The organism is Allobosea sp. BH3 (assembly GCF_025499465.1).
In the GTDB taxonomy this organism is placed as follows: domain Bacteria; phylum Pseudomonadota; class Alphaproteobacteria; order Rhizobiales; family Beijerinckiaceae; genus Allobosea.
This window is the reverse complement of sequence record NZ_JAIMCA010000004.1, coordinates 475,033-491,839: the sequence shown is the minus strand read 5'-3', so window position 1 is coordinate 491,839 and position 16,807 is coordinate 475,033. Positions and strand designations below refer to the sequence as shown.

The 16,807-nt window shown below is 65.7% G+C and carries 19 protein-coding genes; 11 read left to right on the top strand and 8 right to left on the bottom strand.

Going from position 1 to position 16,807, the window contains the following annotated elements; genetic code table 11:
* Window positions 1–8: 8 nt before the first annotated feature.
* The 3 genes from BoBH3_RS15235 to BoBH3_RS15225 form a co-directional block, all read right to left on the bottom strand.
* Window positions 9–386, bottom strand: a complete 378-nt coding sequence (locus BoBH3_RS15235) for a rhodanese-like domain-containing protein (RefSeq protein ID WP_262331662.1) — start codon at window positions 384–386, stop codon at window positions 9–11.
* Window positions 387–435: 49 nt separating this feature from the next.
* Entirely contained in the window at window positions 436–1,638 is a 1,203-nt protein-coding gene (locus BoBH3_RS15230; protein ID WP_262331661.1) for a pyridoxal phosphate-dependent aminotransferase, read from the bottom strand.
* Window positions 1,639–1,765: 127 nt separating this feature from the next.
* Entirely contained in the window at window positions 1,766–1,972 is a 207-nt protein-coding gene (locus BoBH3_RS15225) for a hypothetical protein (RefSeq protein WP_262331660.1), read from the bottom strand.
* 175 nt (window positions 1,973–2,147) lie between these two features.
* Between BoBH3_RS15225 and BoBH3_RS15220 the strand changes: the two genes are divergently transcribed.
* On the top strand, window positions 2,148–2,630 hold the full coding sequence (locus tag BoBH3_RS15220) for a YaiI/YqxD family protein (RefSeq protein ID WP_410050605.1): 483 nt from the start codon (window positions 2,148–2,150) through the stop codon (window positions 2,628–2,630).
* 4 nt (window positions 2,631–2,634) lie between these two features.
* On the opposite strand, the gene BoBH3_RS15215 is transcribed toward BoBH3_RS15220, so the two are convergent.
* Complete coding sequence (locus BoBH3_RS15215) at window positions 2,635–3,444, bottom strand: crotonase/enoyl-CoA hydratase family protein (RefSeq protein ID WP_262331658.1); 810 nt, start codon at window positions 3,442–3,444, stop codon at window positions 2,635–2,637.
* A gap of 132 nt (window positions 3,445–3,576) precedes the next feature.
* Between BoBH3_RS15215 and BoBH3_RS15210 the strand changes: the two genes are divergently transcribed.
* Window positions 3,577–4,551: a Bug family tripartite tricarboxylate transporter substrate binding protein gene (locus tag BoBH3_RS15210; RefSeq protein WP_262331657.1), complete on the top strand. Its 975-nt coding sequence runs from the start codon at window positions 3,577–3,579 to the stop codon at window positions 4,549–4,551.
* A 260-nt stretch (window positions 4,552–4,811) separates the two neighbouring features.
* The gene (locus BoBH3_RS15205) at window positions 4,812–5,948 is read left to right on the top strand and encodes a PQQ-dependent sugar dehydrogenase (RefSeq protein WP_262331656.1); all 1,137 of its coding nucleotides are present in this window, start codon (window positions 4,812–4,814) and stop codon (window positions 5,946–5,948) included.
* Between the two features lie 49 nt (window positions 5,949–5,997).
* On the opposite strand, the gene BoBH3_RS15200 is transcribed toward BoBH3_RS15205, so the two are convergent.
* From BoBH3_RS15200 to BoBH3_RS15190, 3 genes are read right to left on the bottom strand one after another with little or no spacing between them, the layout of a single operon-like run.
* Window positions 5,998–6,297: a hypothetical protein gene (locus tag BoBH3_RS15200; RefSeq protein WP_262331655.1), complete on the bottom strand. Its 300-nt coding sequence runs from the start codon at window positions 6,295–6,297 to the stop codon at window positions 5,998–6,000.
* A gap of 41 nt (window positions 6,298–6,338) precedes the next feature.
* Entirely contained in the window at window positions 6,339–6,695 is a 357-nt protein-coding gene (locus BoBH3_RS15195) for a DMT family protein (RefSeq protein ID WP_262331654.1), read from the bottom strand.
* 37 nt (window positions 6,696–6,732) lie between these two features.
* A complete protein-coding gene (locus tag BoBH3_RS15190) occupies window positions 6,733–6,993 on the bottom strand; it encodes a SemiSWEET family sugar transporter (protein ID WP_262331653.1) in 261 nt (86 codons plus the stop codon).
* A gap of 147 nt (window positions 6,994–7,140) precedes the next feature.
* Between BoBH3_RS15190 and BoBH3_RS15185 the strand changes: the two genes are divergently transcribed.
* The 8 genes from BoBH3_RS15185 to BoBH3_RS15150 all read left to right on the top strand — a co-directional run bounded on the left by BoBH3_RS15185 (window position 7,141) and on the right by BoBH3_RS15150 (window position 15,080).
* On the top strand, window positions 7,141–8,325 hold the full coding sequence (locus BoBH3_RS15185; RefSeq protein ID WP_262331652.1) for a lytic murein transglycosylase: 1,185 nt from the start codon (window positions 7,141–7,143) through the stop codon (window positions 8,323–8,325).
* Window positions 8,326–8,565: 240 nt separating this feature from the next.
* Window positions 8,566–8,955: a RidA family protein gene (locus BoBH3_RS15180; RefSeq protein ID WP_262331651.1), complete on the top strand. Its 390-nt coding sequence runs from the start codon at window positions 8,566–8,568 to the stop codon at window positions 8,953–8,955.
* A gap of 203 nt (window positions 8,956–9,158) precedes the next feature.
* Entirely contained in the window at window positions 9,159–10,649 is a 1,491-nt protein-coding gene (locus BoBH3_RS15175; protein WP_262331650.1) for an ABC transporter substrate-binding protein, read from the top strand.
* A gap of 136 nt (window positions 10,650–10,785) precedes the next feature.
* Entirely contained in the window at window positions 10,786–11,100 is a 315-nt protein-coding gene (locus tag BoBH3_RS15170; protein WP_262331649.1) for a hypothetical protein, read from the top strand.
* Between the two features lie 301 nt (window positions 11,101–11,401).
* Window positions 11,402–12,511 carry a 3-isopropylmalate dehydrogenase gene (gene leuB, locus BoBH3_RS15165; RefSeq protein WP_262331648.1) on the top strand — a complete coding sequence of 370 codons (1,110 nt, stop codon included), beginning with the start codon at window positions 11,402–11,404 and terminating at the stop codon, window positions 12,509–12,511.
* Window positions 12,512–12,790: 279 nt separating this feature from the next.
* On the top strand, window positions 12,791–13,747 hold the full coding sequence (gene msrP / locus BoBH3_RS15160) for a protein-methionine-sulfoxide reductase catalytic subunit MsrP (protein WP_262331647.1): 957 nt from the start codon (window positions 12,791–12,793) through the stop codon (window positions 13,745–13,747).
* A 90-nt stretch (window positions 13,748–13,837) separates the two neighbouring features.
* Window positions 13,838–14,416, top strand: coding sequence for a methylated-DNA--[protein]-cysteine S-methyltransferase (locus tag BoBH3_RS15155; protein ID WP_262331646.1), 579 nt, complete (start codon window positions 13,838–13,840; stop codon window positions 14,414–14,416).
* 112 nt (window positions 14,417–14,528) lie between these two features.
* A complete protein-coding gene (locus tag BoBH3_RS15150) occupies window positions 14,529–15,080 on the top strand; it encodes an NADPH-dependent FMN reductase (protein WP_262331645.1) in 552 nt (183 codons plus the stop codon).
* 704 nt (window positions 15,081–15,784) lie between these two features.
* Here the strand turns inward: BoBH3_RS15150 and BoBH3_RS15145 are convergent.
* On the bottom strand, window positions 15,785–16,675 hold the full coding sequence (locus tag BoBH3_RS15145; RefSeq protein WP_262331644.1) for a LysR family transcriptional regulator: 891 nt from the start codon (window positions 16,673–16,675) through the stop codon (window positions 15,785–15,787).
* Between the last annotated feature and the right edge of the window lie 132 nt (window positions 16,676–16,807).

Genomic DNA, 16,807 nt, shown 5'->3' with positions numbered 1-16,807 from the left:
GGCCATTGCTAGCGATATTCAGTGACCGGCAGCTTCTCCGCCAGCCACCCGCCCGGCCCGAGCATCCCGCCACGCACCGCCGCGAGATCGCGCCAGCCGCGCCCGGCCAGTTTCTGGGCGATTGCGGCGGCTTGCGCGCCGGTGCGGTCGATCAGGGCGATGCGCTTGCCCGGATTGTCGAGGCGAAGCCCGGCGAGCCGGGGCTCGAAGGCGGGGCCGTCCGCATCGAGCGGGGTTGCGCCGTGGGGAAGGCCGGTATCGGCCCACTCGTCGGCGCTGCGGATGTCGACGAGGACGATCCGTTTTGCCTGCACGGCCTCATAGGTCTCGCGGACGGAGAGGCTCGTTACAGCCTGCCCGAAAACGAAAGAGGCCGGGAGCAGCAAGCTCCCGGCCAGAACGATGCGGCGCGTTGCGGCGCCTCTTTGCATTGTCTCAGCGCAGCTCGGCGCAGAAGCGCTGGATGCGGCGGCAGGCCTCTTCCAGCTTCTCGTCCGAGGTGGCGTAGGAGATCCGGAAGTTTGGGCCGAGGCCGAAGGAGGAGCCGTGCACGGCCGCGACGGCCTCCGTCTCCAGGATGCCCATGACCAGATCTTCGTCGGTCTCGATCTTCTTGCCGTTCGGCATTGTCTTGCCGATCAGGGCCGAGCAGTCGGGGTAGACGTAGAACGCGCCCTCGGGCTTCGGGCAGACCAGGCCGCGGGTCTGGTTCAGCATGGAAACGACGAGGTCGCGGCGGCGTTCGAAGGCCTTCTTGAAGACCGGCAGGTGATCCTGCGGGCCGTCGAGAGCCTCGACCGCGGCCCATTGCGAGATCGCCGAGGTGCCCGAGGTCTGCTGGCCCTGGACCATGTCCATGGCGTCGATGAGGTGCTTGGGGCCGGCGGCGTAGCCGATGCGCCAGCCGGTCATGGCGTAGGACTTGGAAACGCCGTTCATGGTCAGCGTGCGCTCATACAGAGCCGGCTCGATCTGCGCCGGGGTGACGAACTTGAAGTCGCCATAGACGAGATGCTCGTACATGTCGTCCGTCAGGATCCAGACATGCGGATGGCGCATCAGAACGTCCGTGAGCTTCTTGAGCTCGTCATGGGTGTAGGCCGCGCCCGACGGGTTCGAGGGCGAGTTCAGGATGACCCACTTGGTCTTCGGGGTGATCGCCTTCTCCAGCGCTTCCGGCTGAAGCTTGAAATCGTCCTTGATATAGGTCTGGGCGAAGGTCGCCGTGCCGCCGCAGAGCGCGACGATCTCGGGATAGGTCACCCAGTAGGGCGAGACGCAGATGACTTCGTCGCCCGGGTTCAGCGTGGCGAGCAGCGCGTTGTAGATGACGTGCTTGCCGCCGGTCGAGACGATGGTCTGGTTCGGCTTGTAGTCGAGGCCGTTCTCGCGCTTGAACTTGCGCGCCACGGCCTCGCGCAGCTGCGGAATGCCCGAGACCGGGGTGTATTTGGTCTCACCGCGGCGGATCGCGGCGATGGCCGCCTCCTTGATGTGGTCCGGCGTGTCGAAATCGGGCTCGCCGACGGAGAGCGAGATCACGTCCTTGCCCTGCGCTTTCAGGTCCCGGGCCTTCTGCGTGATCGTGATGGTCGCCGAGGGCTTCACGCGCTTCAGGGCTTCGGCAAGAAAGGCCATGGGACTGGTCTCCGGGGGAGCGGGAGGGTGCGCGCCGTCGAGGCGCGCGCGTGGTTTAGGGCGCGCGGGCGCGCATCGCAAGCGCAACTGCTTGATGCTTTGCAGAAACGTCATGAATTGCGGGCGGTCATGCCGTGTCGTCGTGCCGTGCCTTGCGCTGCATCACCCTGGCGACAGCGCCGGCGGTCCAGCGGGGCCGGCCCCAGCAGGGAAAGCCACGGCGATTGAGCCGCCGCGCGATATCGGCGTGATCGGCGATGCCGACCTCCACCAACTGGCCGATCAGGGCGGAAGCGGCCTCGTCGAAAACGGCGAGGATGGCGCGCTGGGTCATGGCGACCTCCTTCGGCGCCATGACATTTTTTCTGGCGCATTTTCTTCACGCGAACCGGTGTCCACTTCGCTCGAAAATGCTCTAGGAGCGACCAGCATAGGGAAACAATGTGAGTGGCGCGCTCGCCGTATAGGAACCTTATCAAGGCGGCTTGCGCTGCCGCGCGCGGCCTGCGATGTCGCGGAGCATGACGAACCCTATCGCGATCTATATCGACGCCGATGCCTGCCCGGTGAAGGACGAGATTTATCGCGTCGCCGGCCGGCATGGCTTGCATGTCTTCGTCGTCGCCAACAGCTTCATCAACGTGCCGCGTGAGCCCTGGATCGAGCGCGTCACCGTGCCGGGCAATTTCGACGCGGCCGATGACTGGATCGCGGAGCGGGTGGGGCGTGGCTCCATCGTCATCACCGCCGACATCCCGCTGGCGGATCGCTGCATCAAGGCCGGCGCCGACGTCATCGGAAACACCGGCAAGCCCTTCACCGAGGCCTCGATCGGGATGGCGCTGGCGACGCGGGACATGATGGAGGATCTGCGCGCGATGGGGACGGTCCAGGGCGGGCCGAAACCCTTCTCGCAGAAGGACCGTTCCGCCTTCCTGCAGGCGCTGGACCTGGCGATCCAGCGGCTGAAGCGCGCGGGCTTCGGCGCCTGATCCGTCAGATCTCCGAGAAGTCGCCTCCGCGCCCCTTGCCCGCGGCGAAGCGGCCGGCGCCGGCCGCGCCTTCGGTGGCGATCGTCTGGACGCCGCGCTGCCACTCCCGCCCGAGCGCCTCCTGCACCGGCAATCCATGCCCCGCGATCGCGCTGGCGCGGTCAGCCCGGACTGCGCCTTGCGGGAAGCGCGCGATCTCCTGCGCCATGGCTTCGGCCGCCGCGCGGGCTTCACCCTTCGGCGCGACCGTCTCGCACAAGCCGATGCGGAGCGCTTCGTCGGCCGCAACCTTGCGGCCGGTCATCATGATCTCCAGCGCGCGGCCCTGCCCGACGAGGCGCGGCAGGCGCACCGTGCCGCCATCGATCAGCGGGATGCCCCAGCGCCGGCAATAGACGCCGAAATAGGCGTCCTCGGCCATCACGCGGATATCGCACCAGAGGGCGAGTTCCATCCCTCCCGCGACAGCAGGCCCTTCGATCGCGGCGATCAGCGGCTTGCTCATCTCAAGCCGGGAAGGGCCCATAGGCCCCCGCGGTGGCGCGCCTGCCGCCGGAAATGCCAGGCCATCGACGATCTCGCGGTCGAAGCGCCCCGCATCGGTGAAGGCCTGCGCGTATTTGAGATCCCAGCCTGCACAGAAAGCGTCGCCTTCGCCCCAGAACACGATGGCGGCCGTCTCATCGTCGCGATCGAGCTCGGTGAAGGCGCGGGTCAAGGCATCCGCGCTGTCGGGGTCCATCGCATTGCGCGCCTCGGGCCGGCTGTGGATGACCGTCGCGACCTTGCCCTGTCTTTCGATACGCACCGCCATCGCCTTCCTCCCTCTGTTATCCATGCAGATTAGGCTGCTTCGCCCGGCAGCGCCGGGCGCTGGACGCATGGCTCCTTTGCCCCTAAAGGACCGCCACGCCCGCTGCATAGACGGGCACCCGGGAGGAAGTTCATGTCGTTGACCCGCCGCTCCACGCTCGGCCTGATGGCCGGCGCCGTCCTTGCTCCGTCCGTCGTCCGAGCCCAGAGTTTTCCCAGCAAGGTCGTCACCCTGGTCGTGCCCTATCCGGCGGGCGGGCCGACCGACGCCATCGCGCGCTTCGTGGCGCAGGATCTGACGGTCGCCTTCGGGCATAATGTCGTGGTCGATAACCGCGCCGGCGCCTCGGGCGCAGTTGGCACGCGTGCCGTCGCCCATGCCGCCCCGGACGGCTACACCATCGTGTTCGGCAACAACCAGACGCACGGCAACAACATGTTCCTGCTCAAGGAGCCGGGCTACGACGCGGTGAAGGATTTCGCGCCGCTGGCCGGCGTCGGCGCCTTCGAGCACGCCTTCGTGGTCCGCAACGGGCTGCCAGCCAAGAACATCCAGGAGCTGATCGCGCTGGCGAAGGCCGAGCCGGGCAAGCTCAACTACGGCTCGACCGGCGTGGGCTCCGGCTCGCACCTCGCCATGGAGCTGTTCATGCAGCGCACGGGCATCAAGATGACGCATGTGCCGTTCCGCGGCGCAGCGCCGCTGGTGCAGGAGATCATCGGCGACCGCATCGATATCGCCAATTCGACGCTGCCGAGCGTGCTGGAGCAGATCAATGCCGGCACGCTGAGGGCGCTGGCGCTGGCCAGCCCCGAGCGCAATCCGCGCGCCAAGGACATCCCGACGCTGCGCGAGCAGGGCGTGAGCAACGCCGACGCCGATTCCTGGGCCGCCTTCTTCGCCCCCGTGAAGACGCCGGATGACGTGCTCGCGACGCTTTCCAAGGCGGTGCTCGCCTCGCTCAACAAGCCCGAGACCCGCGAGGCGATCCTGAAGCTCGGCTTCACGCTCAAGGTGCGCGATCCCGCGGCATTCAAGCCCTATCACCTCCAGGAGATCGCGACCTGGAAGCAGATCATCGCCGATGCGGGCGTGAAGCCGGAGTAAGCGTTAGGCTTGCTTCTCTCTCAGCCCTCATCCTGAGGAGGCCCACAGGGCCGTCTCGAAGGATGATCCAGCTGGTTACCGAGCCTCCTCGATCCTCCTTCGAGGCGCCATTTCTGACGAAATGGCGCCTCAGGATGAGGGCTGAGGGGCAGGTCGGGGTTAGCGACACGCCTCAATTCGTCGTGAGCGCGCCGCTCAGGCTTGGCCTTGGGCGGCGCCGGCCTCTATCTCTGCCGCGAGCGGATGATGGAGGAAGCGCTATGCGGCGTGGTTTGATCGGTTGGACGACGGGTCTGGGGCTATGCGCGGCCGTGCTGGCGGCGGAACCGGCCCCTGCCCAGCAGCGCTTTCCGTCCAGCGCGGGCGAGCTTGCGGTCGAAACCGTCGCGAGCGGGCTGGAGCGGCCCTGGGGCCTGGCCTTCCTGCCGGATGGGCGCATGCTCGTCACGGAGCGCCCGGGCCGGCTCAGGATCGTCGGCCAAGACGGCCGGCTTTCTCCCGCGATCTCCGGCCTGCCCAGCGTCGCGGCGCGCGGGCAGGGGGGATTGCTCGGCATCGCGCTCGATCCTGGCTTCGCCCAGAACCGGCTGGTCTACTGGTCGTTCTCGGAGCCGCGCGCCGGCGGCAACGGCACGAGCGTGGCGCGCGGGCGTCTCAACGAGCAGGGCACCGCGCTGACGGCCGTCTCGGTGATCTTCCGGCAGATGCCGGCGATCAGCTCGAACCTGCATTTTGGCTCGCGCCTCGTCTTCGACCGGACAGGGGCGCTCTTCGTCACGGTGGGGGATCGCTACAGCCAGCGCGACCAGGCGCAAAATCCGGAGAACCATATCGGCAAGGTGATCCGCATCCGCCCGGAGGGCGGAGCGCCGAACGACAATCCGAAGAAGCCGGGCTGGGCACCGGAGATCTGGTCGATCGGGCATCGGAACGTGCAGGGCGCAGTGCTGCATCCGGAGACGGGCCAGCTCTGGACGGCCGAGCATGGCGCGCGCGGCGGCGACGAGGTCAACACGCCGAAGGCCGGGCTGAACTATGGGTGGCCGGTCATCACCTACGGCATCGACTATTCCGGCGCGAAGATCGGCGAGGGCACGTCGAAGCCCGGCATGGAGCAGCCGCTGTTCTACTGGGATCCGTCGATCGCGCCTTCGGGCGCGGCGTTCTACACGGGCGCGGCCTGGCCGGCCTGGAAGAACTCGCTCTTCGTCGGCGCGCTCGCCGGCAGCATGCTGGTCCGGCTCTCGACCGAAGGCGAGAAAGTCACCGGCGAGGAGCGGCTGCTCGTCGATATCGGCGAGCGCATCCGGGACGTCGTGCAGGGACCGGACGGCTTCCTCTACCTGCTCAGCGACGAGGATAACGGCAAGGTGATGCGGGTGCGGCCGGCGCGGTGATTGGCTACCGAACCACGCCGTCATTCCGAGGTCGGTGGACCAAGCGCGCTTACGGCCCGCAATCCCATTCGCGCTCGATGACGAAGACCTTGCGCGTCGAGAGGTGGCCGTTCGTGTCGTAGAGGTCCCCGACGTAATATTCGGTGCCGTCGGCGTCATGGGCGCTGCGGTCTACCTGCAGCGACCAGCCATAGCCGACCTGCTTGCCCTGCCAGGCGCGATGGATGGCGGTCGGAGAGGCCGCGCCGAGGATTTTCGCGCTGGAATCGCTCGGGCTGCAGGTCGGACCCGCCATCGCCGCCGCCGGGGCGAGCAGGAGGCCGCAGACAATCAGTGCTGTCTTCTTCACGGTCGTAAATCCTGTTGGGAGGTTGTCTTCAGAGAAGAGCGTCAGCTCTTGGCGTGAAAGATGAAGAAGGCCCCGGCCGCGATCAGGGCGAAGCCGACGGCGTGGCTCCAGGTCAGCGATTCCTTCAGCCAGAACACCGAGAAGCCGGCGAAGACCATGAGGGTGATGATCTCCTGCATCGTCTTCAGCTCGGCGGCGGAATAGACGGCGGAACCGATGCGGTTGGCCGGAACGGCGAGCATGTATTCCGGCAGGGCGATCATCCAGCTCACGAGGATCGCGATCCAGATCGCGGCGCTCTTGTAGCTGAGGTGTCCATACCAGGCGAAGGTCATGAAGATGTTCGAGCCGAACAGCATCGCGATCGGCAGGATGTGGGCCATGGTGAGGGAGGGCATGCCGGATATTCCTTGGCGGCAGCGGGCGGGCGGCGGATCAGCCGAAGCGGAGCTTCATCGTGATGATAAGGAGCACCAGGAGCAGGGTCAGCGCGTTGGCCGCAATGACCGGCAAGGACAGGATCTGGATGCCGTAGCCCAGCCAGAGCGCCGTGCCGAGGGCGAACAACCCTTGCGTCCACAGCGATATCGCGCGGGTGTCCCGGGTGCGGATGGTGCGCCAGGCCTGCGGCAGCCAGCACAGGCTGGTCAGCGTCGCGGCGGCGAAGCCGAGGAGTTCGATGGCGGCCGGCGACATGGCTGAGTAGCTCAGAAGGCGAATCGCGGAAGAACGGATGCCTTTCCATAGCGGCTTTTGCTCCTTCGCGCCGCCATTCTCGCTGGTTAACCTCCGTTAACCACACCCGCCTAGCCTCGCCTCTTCCTTGCGAATCGGTGGAGACCCATGCGCGCCATCACATTGGCCTTGCCACTCATCCTCATCGCCTCATCGGCCTTCGCCCAGGCTGGATTCCAGTCCTGCGTCGCGGGGCTGCGCTCCGAGGCTGCCGCCAAGGGCATCTCGGGCGCGACCTTCGACCGCGCCATGGCCGGCGTCGAGCCCGACATGAAGGTGATCGAGGCGATGAACAACCAGCCGGAGTTCAAGACGCCGATCTGGGATTACCTCGGCACCCTGGTCGACGAGGAGAAGGTCGCGGAAGGCCGCTCGATGATGCGTCAGCATGCCTCGACGCTCGCCGCCGCGGAGCAGCGCTTCGGCGTCGATCGCCACACCATCGCCGCTGTCTGGGGCGTGGAGAGCGACTTCGGCAAGGCAAGGGGCAAGATGCCGCTCGTGCAGGCGCTCTCGACCGGCGCCTGCCTGGCCCCGCGCCGCAACGCCTTCTTCAAGGGCGAGCTCTTCGCGACGCTGCAGATCATCCAGCGCGGCGATGTCCGGCCGGAACGGCTGTTCGGCTCCTGGGCGGGCGCCTTCGGCCATACCCAGTTCATTCCCTCGACCTATATGCGGCTGGCCGTCGACGGCGATGGCGACGGGCGCCGCGACCTCGTCGATTCGATCCCCGACGCGCTGCATTCGACCGCCAACTTCATGGACAAGGCCGGCTGGGTCACGGGCGCGACATGGGGCTACGAGGTGCGCGTGCCGGGCGGCTATTCCGGTGGAACGGGGCGAAACCCGAAGCGGCCGCTCTCGCACTGGGCCTCGCAAGGCATCGTCAAGTTCGACGGCTCTGGCCTGAGCGGCACCGGCAATGCGGGGCTGCTGATGCCGGCGGGCCGCAACGGGCCGGCCTTCCTCGTCTTCAAGAACTATGACGCGGCCTACAGCTACAACGGTGCTGACTCCTACGCTCTCGCGATCTCGCTCCTCTCCGACCGGCTGCGCGGCAAGCCCGGCGTGCAGGGGGACTGGCCAACGGACGACCTGCCGCTCTCGCGAGAGCAGCGGCGCGAGTTGCAGCGGCTCCTGATCGCCCGCGGCTACAATGTCGGCGAGCCGGACGGCGCGGTCGGCGCTTTGACGCGCGGTGCGATCAAGGAGATCGAGGCCCGGCTCGGCATGCCGCAGACGGGCAGGCCGGGCGAGAAGGTGCTGCGCGCGCTGAAGGGCGGGCGGGTTTAAAAGGCGCCCCATATGTCGTTCCGGGGCTTCGCGAAGTGAAGAACCCGGAACCCACGACGGGGAACGGCAGTTTGCGCCGCTTTTCTCGACGGCTGCAGGACGGTGTCACCTGGTCGTGGGTTCCGGGTTCAGGCCTGCGGCCTGCCCCGGAATGACATCGTACGTCGTCTTGCCAGAAAACGGGTGGCAAGGGAGGTTTGCGATCTCGCAAGTCGCGTCCTTCCCTATTTGGAGACCCAGATGACCCGCCGCCTCATCTCCACCGGTTCGCCTTTCGAGCGCTCCTTCGGCTATTCGCGCGCCGTGGTCGATGGCGATCTGGTTTTCGTATCCGGTACGACGGGCTATGATTACGTCACCATGGCGATGCCGGACGATGTTGCCGAGCAGGCCCGCAACATCTTCGGCACGCTCGAGGCCGTGCTGGAGGAGGCGGGGTCCTCGCTGTCACAGGTGGTGCGCGCCCAGTATTTCGTCACCGATCGCAGCTATTGCGAGCCGGTGCTAAGTGTCTGTGGGGAGGTCTTCAGCGAGATCAGGCCGGCGGCGGGCATCTATGTTATTGCCGGGCTGCTGAAACCAGAGATGAAGGTCGAGATCGAGGTGACGGCGCGGCTCGCTTCTGGCTGATCGCATCGCTCGGCACGGCCGATGCGGCGTCGCCGCTTCTGGTATATCTCTTGCTTCAGATTGCGCTTTGCGGGGCGCCCGCTCCGTCAGCTGGGAGAGATGTCATGCCGATCGACCGCCGTCAGTTATTGACCGGAGCCGGAGCGCTTGCGGCCTCCGGTTTCCTCTCGAATCGCGCTTTTTCGCAGAGTGCGGCGTCTACCTTGCGGTTTATCCCGTCGACGCCGCTGCCCTCGCTCGACCCGATCACGGCCACGAGCTACGTCATCCGTAACCATGGTTACCTGATATATGACACCCTGTTCGCGACCGATGCGAACTTCCAGATCAAGCCGCAGATGGTGCAGGCTTGGGAGACCGCGCCGGACGGGCTGAGCTGGACCTTCCATCTGCGCGACGGACTCGTCTTCCACGATGACGAGCCGGTGAAGGCGCAGGACTGCATCGCCTCGATCGCACGCTGGTCGAAGCGCGATGCCTTCGGCCAGACCTTCGCGACCTTCGTCGAGGGCTATGACGTCGTCGACCAGCGGACATTCAAGATCAGGCTGAAGAAGCCCTTCCCGATGCTGCCGGCGGCGCTCGGCAAGCTCTCGTCCAACGTGCCCTTCATCATGCCCGAGCGCGTCGCGCAGACGGACCACATGAAGAACATCACCGAGGCCGTCGGGTCCGGCCCCTGGCGCTTCATGGACAAGCAGTGGGTCCCCGGCCAGAACGCGATCTACGAGCGCTTCGCCAAGTACAAGCCTCGCGAGGAGGCGCCCTCCTGGGCGGCCGGCGGCAAGGTGGCGAAGATCAACCGGATCGAGTGGCTGCCGCTGACCGAGCCAGCTGCGGCTGCGGGCGCCCTGATGCAGGGCGAGGTGGACTGGTACGAGCAGCCGCCGGTCGATCTGCTGCCGATGCTGAAGGGCAACAAGGACGTCGCCATCGCGAACGTGCCGCTCGGCCTGTTCCTGCTGATGCGCTTCAACCAGATGCAGCCACCCTTCAACAATCCGGCGATCCGCAAGGCGGTGATGACCGCCGTCGCCCAGGCCGACTACATGGAGGCCGTCGTCGGCGACAAGGCCTATTACAGCGAGGCCAAGACCTTCTTCACACCGGGCTCGCCGATGTCGTCGGGCGCCGGCGGCGCAGAGGCAATGCCGGCCAATCTCGAGAAGGCCAAGGCCATGCTCAAGGAGGCCGGTTACAAGGGCGAAAAGGTCATCCTGCTCGCCCCGGCCGACCAGCCGATCGCCTATCAGCAGTGCATGGTGACCGAGGATCTGTTCAAGAAGCTCGGCATCAATGCGGAGCTGGTCGCGACCGACTGGGCGAGCTTCATCGGCCGGCGCGCCAATCGCGGCCTGCCCGATCAGGGCGGGTGGTCGGTGTTCCACACGCTATGGTCCTGCGCCGACACGCTCAACCCGGCGCTGCATCCGCTGATGCGGGCCAATGGCGGGGCGGCCTGGTTCGGCTGGCCCGAGGACACCACCATGGAGGGCTTGCGCGACCAGTGGATCGCGACGCCGGAGGAAGCCAAGCAGAAGGAGATCGCGGCCTCGATCGAGCGGCGCGCCTTCGACTTCGTGCCCTATGTGCCCTGTGGCCTGGTCCAGCAGCCCATGGCCTTCCGTGCCAACCTGACCGGCATGGTGCTTTCGCCGGTGCAGTTCTTCTGGAACATGGAAAAGAAGGCCTGATCAGGCTCGCAATCATGCTGCGGCAGGGCATCGGAGCTTGCCGCAGCATGATACGGAACCTTCCTGCCCGCCGGCCGTTGCTGCTGGCGGGATAGCGAGGACGACCTTTCGGCTCCCGGCTAGGAAAGGAGTTCCCATGCTTCGGACAGTTCTGCTTACCGCTGGCCTGATCCTGATGCCGGCCGCGGCCATGGCGCAGGGGCAGCCTGATGATCTACGCAGCGTGCTCTCCTCGCAAAGCGGCCTCGTGCCATTGCTGAAGAAGCACGCCGTCGCCGAGCGTCCGGGCCCGTTCGTCTATACGGCACCGGTCTCTTTCGGGAAGGTGCTGTCGCAGCAGCAGGTTGTGCAGGGCGAGGATGATCTCGCCGGAGACGGTGTCGGAAGCGTGAGCGATGGCACCGTGCTGCCTGCGCCGCCGGCGCGCCGGATCATTCACATCATCGAGTGACCTGCAGTCTCGAGTGACGTTGCAGCCGGGCGAGCGGCACGCATCGCGTTGCAACGTTCCGAAAGCCCGCGCCCCCGAGCGCGGGCTTTTTTGCGTGAGCAGCATTGCTGCGCCGCGGCTTGCGTGCAGCCGCCCGGCCGCCTATCAGCCTGCGCTAGAGCACGCGCCGATCAGATTGCGCAGCAATCCGATCGGATCACGCGTTCTCTATCGATAATTGAGAGGCGGATTCACCGATCAGGTTGATCCAACCTGATCGGATCCGGCTCCAGAAACGCGACCAGAACACGAGGCAACGATCATGGCGACCCACAAGCTCCTGATGCTTCCCGGCGACGGCATCGGCCCCGAGGTGATGGGCCAGGTCGAGCAGATCGTGTCCTGGTTCGGCAAGCAGGGGCTCGGCTCCTTCGAGATCGAGAAGGGCCTCGTTGGCGGCACCGCCTACGACGCCCATGGCAAGGCGATCTCCGACAGCGACATGAAGCTCGCTCAGGACGCCGACGCCGTGCTGTTCGGCGCGGTCGGTGGGCCGAAATGGGCGGACGTGCCGTATCAGCACCGGCCGGAAGCGGGCCTGCTGCGTCTGCGCAAGGATCTCGGCCTGTTCGCCAATCTGCGCCCCGCGATCTGCTATCCGGCGCTGGCCTCGGCCTCATCGCTCAAGCCGGAGGTTGTCGAGGGTCTCGACATCCTGATCGTGCGCGAGCTGACCGGCGGCGTCTATTTCGGCGAACCGAAGGAGATCGTGACGCTGGAGGACGGGCAGAAGCGCGGCGTCGACACGCAGCTCTACACGACCGGCGAGATCGAGCGGATCACGCGCGTCGCCTTCGAGCTGGCACGCACACGCCGCAACAAGCTCTCCTCGGCCGAGAAGCACAACGTCATGAAGACCGGCGTGCTCTGGAAGCAGACCGTCACGGCGCTGCATGCCAAGGAATACGCCGATGTCGAGCTGGAGCATGTGCTCGCCGACAATTGCGCCATGCAGCTCGTGCGCTGGCCGAAGCAGTATGACGTCATCGTCTGCGACAACCTGTTCGGTGACATCCTTTCCGACGTGGCGGCGATGCTGACCGGCTCGCTCGGCATGCTGCCCTCGGCTTCGCTCGGCGCCGAGGACCCGGCCACCGGCAAGCGCAAGGCGCTCTACGAGCCGGTCCACGGCTCGGCCCCGGACATCGCCGGCAAGGGCCTCGCCAACCCGATCGCGATGATCGGCTCCTTCGCCATGGCGCTGCGTTACTCGTTCGGCGCGGGCGACGCGGCGGACCGCCTCGAAGGCGCGATTGCCGATGTGCTGGGCTCCGGCACCCGGACCAAGGATATTGCCGCGCCCGGCGCGAACGCCGTCTCGACCAGCGAGATGGGCCAGGCGATCGTCAAGGCGCTGGAAGCGCGGGGCTGAGCGTCGAACGTCATGGCCGGGCTTGACCCGGCCATCTCGGAAACCAGCCAGACTCCCGAAGAGATGCCCGGGTCAAGCCCGGGCATGACGACGCGGCAGTTCCTCTCCCCCTCGTGAATTGCCGTTACCCCGCTTTCGTGACCTAACTCCGGCATCGCATCGGACCGAAAAGTGGAAGCCACTTTTCGGGAGAATCCGATGCGACGACAAATCGGTCGATCACTGTTGTCGCGCCCGAACGGGCGCGCAGCGATCGGGCGAAAGCGGAGTATGTCCGTCATGCTGATCAAGCGCCGTGCCGGCTGGGAAATGCCGGAAAGCCAGGCCACGCCGGAGAGCGTGTTCCTCAATCGCCGCCAGCTCATGGCTGCCGGAGCCGGCCTGATCGCCGGGGCGGCGCTGCCGGGCGGCGCATCGGCACAGGCGCCCGATCCGACGCTCGATCTCTATCCCGCGAAGCGCAACGAAGCCTACAAGCTCGATGTGGCGCAGACGGCGGAAGACGACGCAGCGAACTACAACAACTTCTACGAATTCGGCATGTCGAAGGACATCGTCGATGCCTCGAAGCGCCTCGCGACGCGGCCCTGGAGCATCCAGGTCGACGGCATGGTCGAGAAGCCCTTCGAGATCGGCTTCGATGATCTCGTCCGCAAGCTGCCGCTCGAGGAAAGGCTCTACCGCTTCCGCTGCGTCGAGGCCTGGGCGATGGCGGTGCCGTGGACCGGCATCCCGCTGGCAGCCTTCGTTGCTTTGGCCAAGCCGCTCTCGGGCGCGAAATATATCCGCTTCGAGACCTTCATGAACCCGCGCGTCGCGCCGGGGCAGAACCAGCGCTGGTATCCCTGGCCCTATACGGAAGGGCTTTCCATCGCGGAGGCGACGAACGAATTGCCGCTGCTCGTCACTGGCATCTACGGCAAGCCGCTGCCGACCCAGCATGGCGCGCCGATCCGGCTGATCACGCCGTGGAAATACGGCTTCAAATCGGTCAAATCGATCCGCAAGATCAGCTTCGTCGCCGAGCGGCCCAAGACCTTCTGGGAGGGGCTGCAGGCGAGCGAATACGGCTTCTGGGCCAATGTGAACCCGGCCGTGGCGCATCCGCGCTGGAGCCAGGCCACTGAACAGATCCTTGGCTCGCGCGACCGGCGCCCGACGCTGATCTTCAACGGCTATGGCGAGCAGGTCGCAGGGCTCTACAAGGGGCTGGAAGGCGAGAAGCTGTTCATGTGAGGCCGGCTGCTGCCAGCTTTCGGGTGCCCTGTACGTCATGATGCGTGCTAAATCGGCGTGATCCGGCAGCCGGAACGTCGCGAGTAGCTCATGGCCGCACAGCATTTCCACCTGTTCGAGACCGCGATCGGCACTTGTGCGCTGATCTGGGAAGGCGAGCGCTTCATCGGGGCGCAATTGCCGGAGCGGGATGAGGACGCCGCGCGGCGCCGGCTCGCCCGGCGCTTTCCGGATGCGATCGAAGAGATGGCGCCGGGGGGCTTCATTGCCGAAGCGGTCGCCGCGATACGGCATCTCCTGGACGGCGACCCGAGCGATCCCTCGAACCTGCCGATCACGATCGAGACCGTCTCCGATTTCAACCGCAGGGTCTATGAGGTCGCGCTCGCCATACCGCCCGGTGAGACGCTGACCTATGGCGAGGTCGCCGCTCGGATCGGCGATCCCGGCGCGGCGCGGGCCGTCGGTGTCGCGCTCGGCCAGAACCCGTGGCCGATCATCGTGCCTTGCCACCGCGTGCTCGCCGCGGGCGGCCGCACCGGTGGTTTTTCGGCCGATGGCGGCGTCGAGACCAAGCTCAGGATGCTGACCATCGAGAAGGCGCGCACCAGCCCGGAGCCGGGCCTGTTCGACGCGCTGCCTCTGGCGGCGAGGCCAGCCCGGCGCTGACACCGTCCAGCCTTGAAATTCCGCAATACCCCTCTTGCGACGGCGAAGCTTGCCCCGACCAGCCGGCGGCTTCTACCGTCGGTCGGTTTCTTGCCCAGCATCGAGGATTGTAATGGCCAAGTTGAAGCTCGCTATCGTCGTCGGCAGCACGCGGCGCGAATCGATCAATCTCAAGCTGGCGGAGGCGCTGGCCAAACTCGGAGCCGACGCATTCGAGCCGTCCTTCGTCAGGATCGATGATCTGCCGCTGTTCAACCAGGACCTCGAGGCCGACCGTCCGGAGTCGACGCTCAGGCTGAAGCGCGAGATCGAGGCCGCCGATGCCATCCTGATTGTCACTCCGGAGCACAACCGCTCGATCACCGCCGCGCTCAAGAACGCTATCGACTGGGCTTCGCGACCCTATGGCAAGAATTCCTGGGCCGGCAAACTGGTGGCCGTGACCGGCACGAGCGGCGGCGCCATCGGCTCGGCCGTCGCTCAGCAGAACCTGCGCATGATCATGACGAATCTTGCGGGCGTCGTGGTCGGCGGCCAGGTGTTCATCACCTACAAGGAGGGGCTGATCGACGGCGCCCACGAGGTCACGGACGAGGGCACCCGCAAGTTCCTGCAGGGCTTCATCGACAATTTCGCGACGATCGCCGGCAAGCTGGCTGGGTGACCGTCAGCGACGAAGCAATTGAGGGGCGGCAGAGCTCTCCGTCCGCCTGGATTGTTTCGTGGAGCCTGTCCTTGGGCTTGCCGAAGGCAAGACCCGAGGGCTCGCAATGACGGGATCAGCAAAAGGACAAAAAAAGGGCCGGCGTCCCCGAGGGGAGCCGGCCTCGAAAGTTTGAAACATCTGGCAAAAGCCAAACATTTCAGAGGGGAACGGCTGAAACGAACTCAACGCCGGGAGGAGATTGCGGAGCCCGTTTCGAACAACCGTGAGTGCAATATTGTGCAGGAGCTGCCTTTTTGCAATGCAACATAGCTTGGGTCTGACATGCAGTTGCTGCATGTCTTGGGAGCAGATGGTACTAATTCGGGCTTAAATGATTGAGAAATATGCGTTTGATGCAAGGCTGGCGCGATGCGGCCAAGCCGATTAAGCGCCGAGAATGGCCATTTTAACGTTTTCGAAAGTGATTTTTCGCCGGCTTGTTCGGATTTGGTGCAATCGCGCCGGGGCAATGGTCACAAAACAGACAGAATTCAGGTCGCGCTCCGGTCGGCTGGTTGCTTCGCTGCCGGATCGGAGAGTGCGATGCCTGTTTAATGGCCGCGCCCCTGCCCGGCCGTGAAGGCTGCCTCGAAACGATGCAAGACCAGCCGGCGGCGCTCGCCACAAGGGCGAGCGCGACTATGCCCCGCGCTTCCCGGGCCTCAATAGGTCCAGCGCTGGGCCTTCTGGATCAGGAAGTCGCGGAAGACCTGGACGCGGGCGACCGACTTCATCTCTTCCGGATAGACCAGATAGCTTTCGAGCTGCGGCATATCCGTCTCGCGCATGAGCTGCACGAGGGGCGAGCCGGTCTCGATCAGGTAATCCGGCAGCACGGCGATCCCGGCGCCGGAATCGACCGCCCGCTTCATCGCGGTGATGTTGTTCACCGTGAGGTGGATCGGCCGCGGGTTGCGCTGGTCGCGCCCCATGGTGCCGAGCCAGTGCACTGCAGTCAGATAGGACGGCGAGGTGCCGCCGAAGGACAGGATGCGGTGGTTGTCGAGGTCTTCATAGCTCTTCGGCTCGCCGAAGCGCTTCACATAGGCCGGCGAGGCGTAGACGTGGAAATGGACCGTGAAGAGCTTGCGCTGGATCAGGTCCGGCTGCTGCGGCTGGCGCAGGCGGATCGCGATGTCGGCCTCGCGCATCGAGAGATCCAGCTCCTCATCGGTGAGGATCAGCTCGACGCGGATGTCGGGATAGAGATCGAGGAACTCGGCCAAACGCGGGGTCAGCCAATGGCCGCCGAGGCCGCGCGTCGCCGTGACCTTGAGCTCGCCCGAGGGGTGCTCGCGCGTCTCCGATAGCTGCGAGCGCGTGCGCTCCAGCCGTTGCGTCATCTCGCGCGCCGCACGCCAGAGCAGTTCGCCCTGCTCGGTCAGGATCAGTCCGCGCGTATGCCGATGAAAGAGAGGCGCGCGCAATTCACGCTCAAGCGCCCCGATCTGCCGGCTGACGGCGGATTGACTCAACCCCAGAACATCGCCAGCTTTGGTGAAACTGCCTGACTCTGCGACCGTGTAGAAAATTCGGATGCGGTCCCAATCCACCGCGCGTCCCCCGTTATGCGTTTTGTGCATGATGGGGGATGAAGTTGCTGTACGTCAATGTCTAGACGGCAGAGATAGTCCATTTTGCCACTGATTTTGGTGGCGATATCCATCAATTTTGGTGATGAGTTG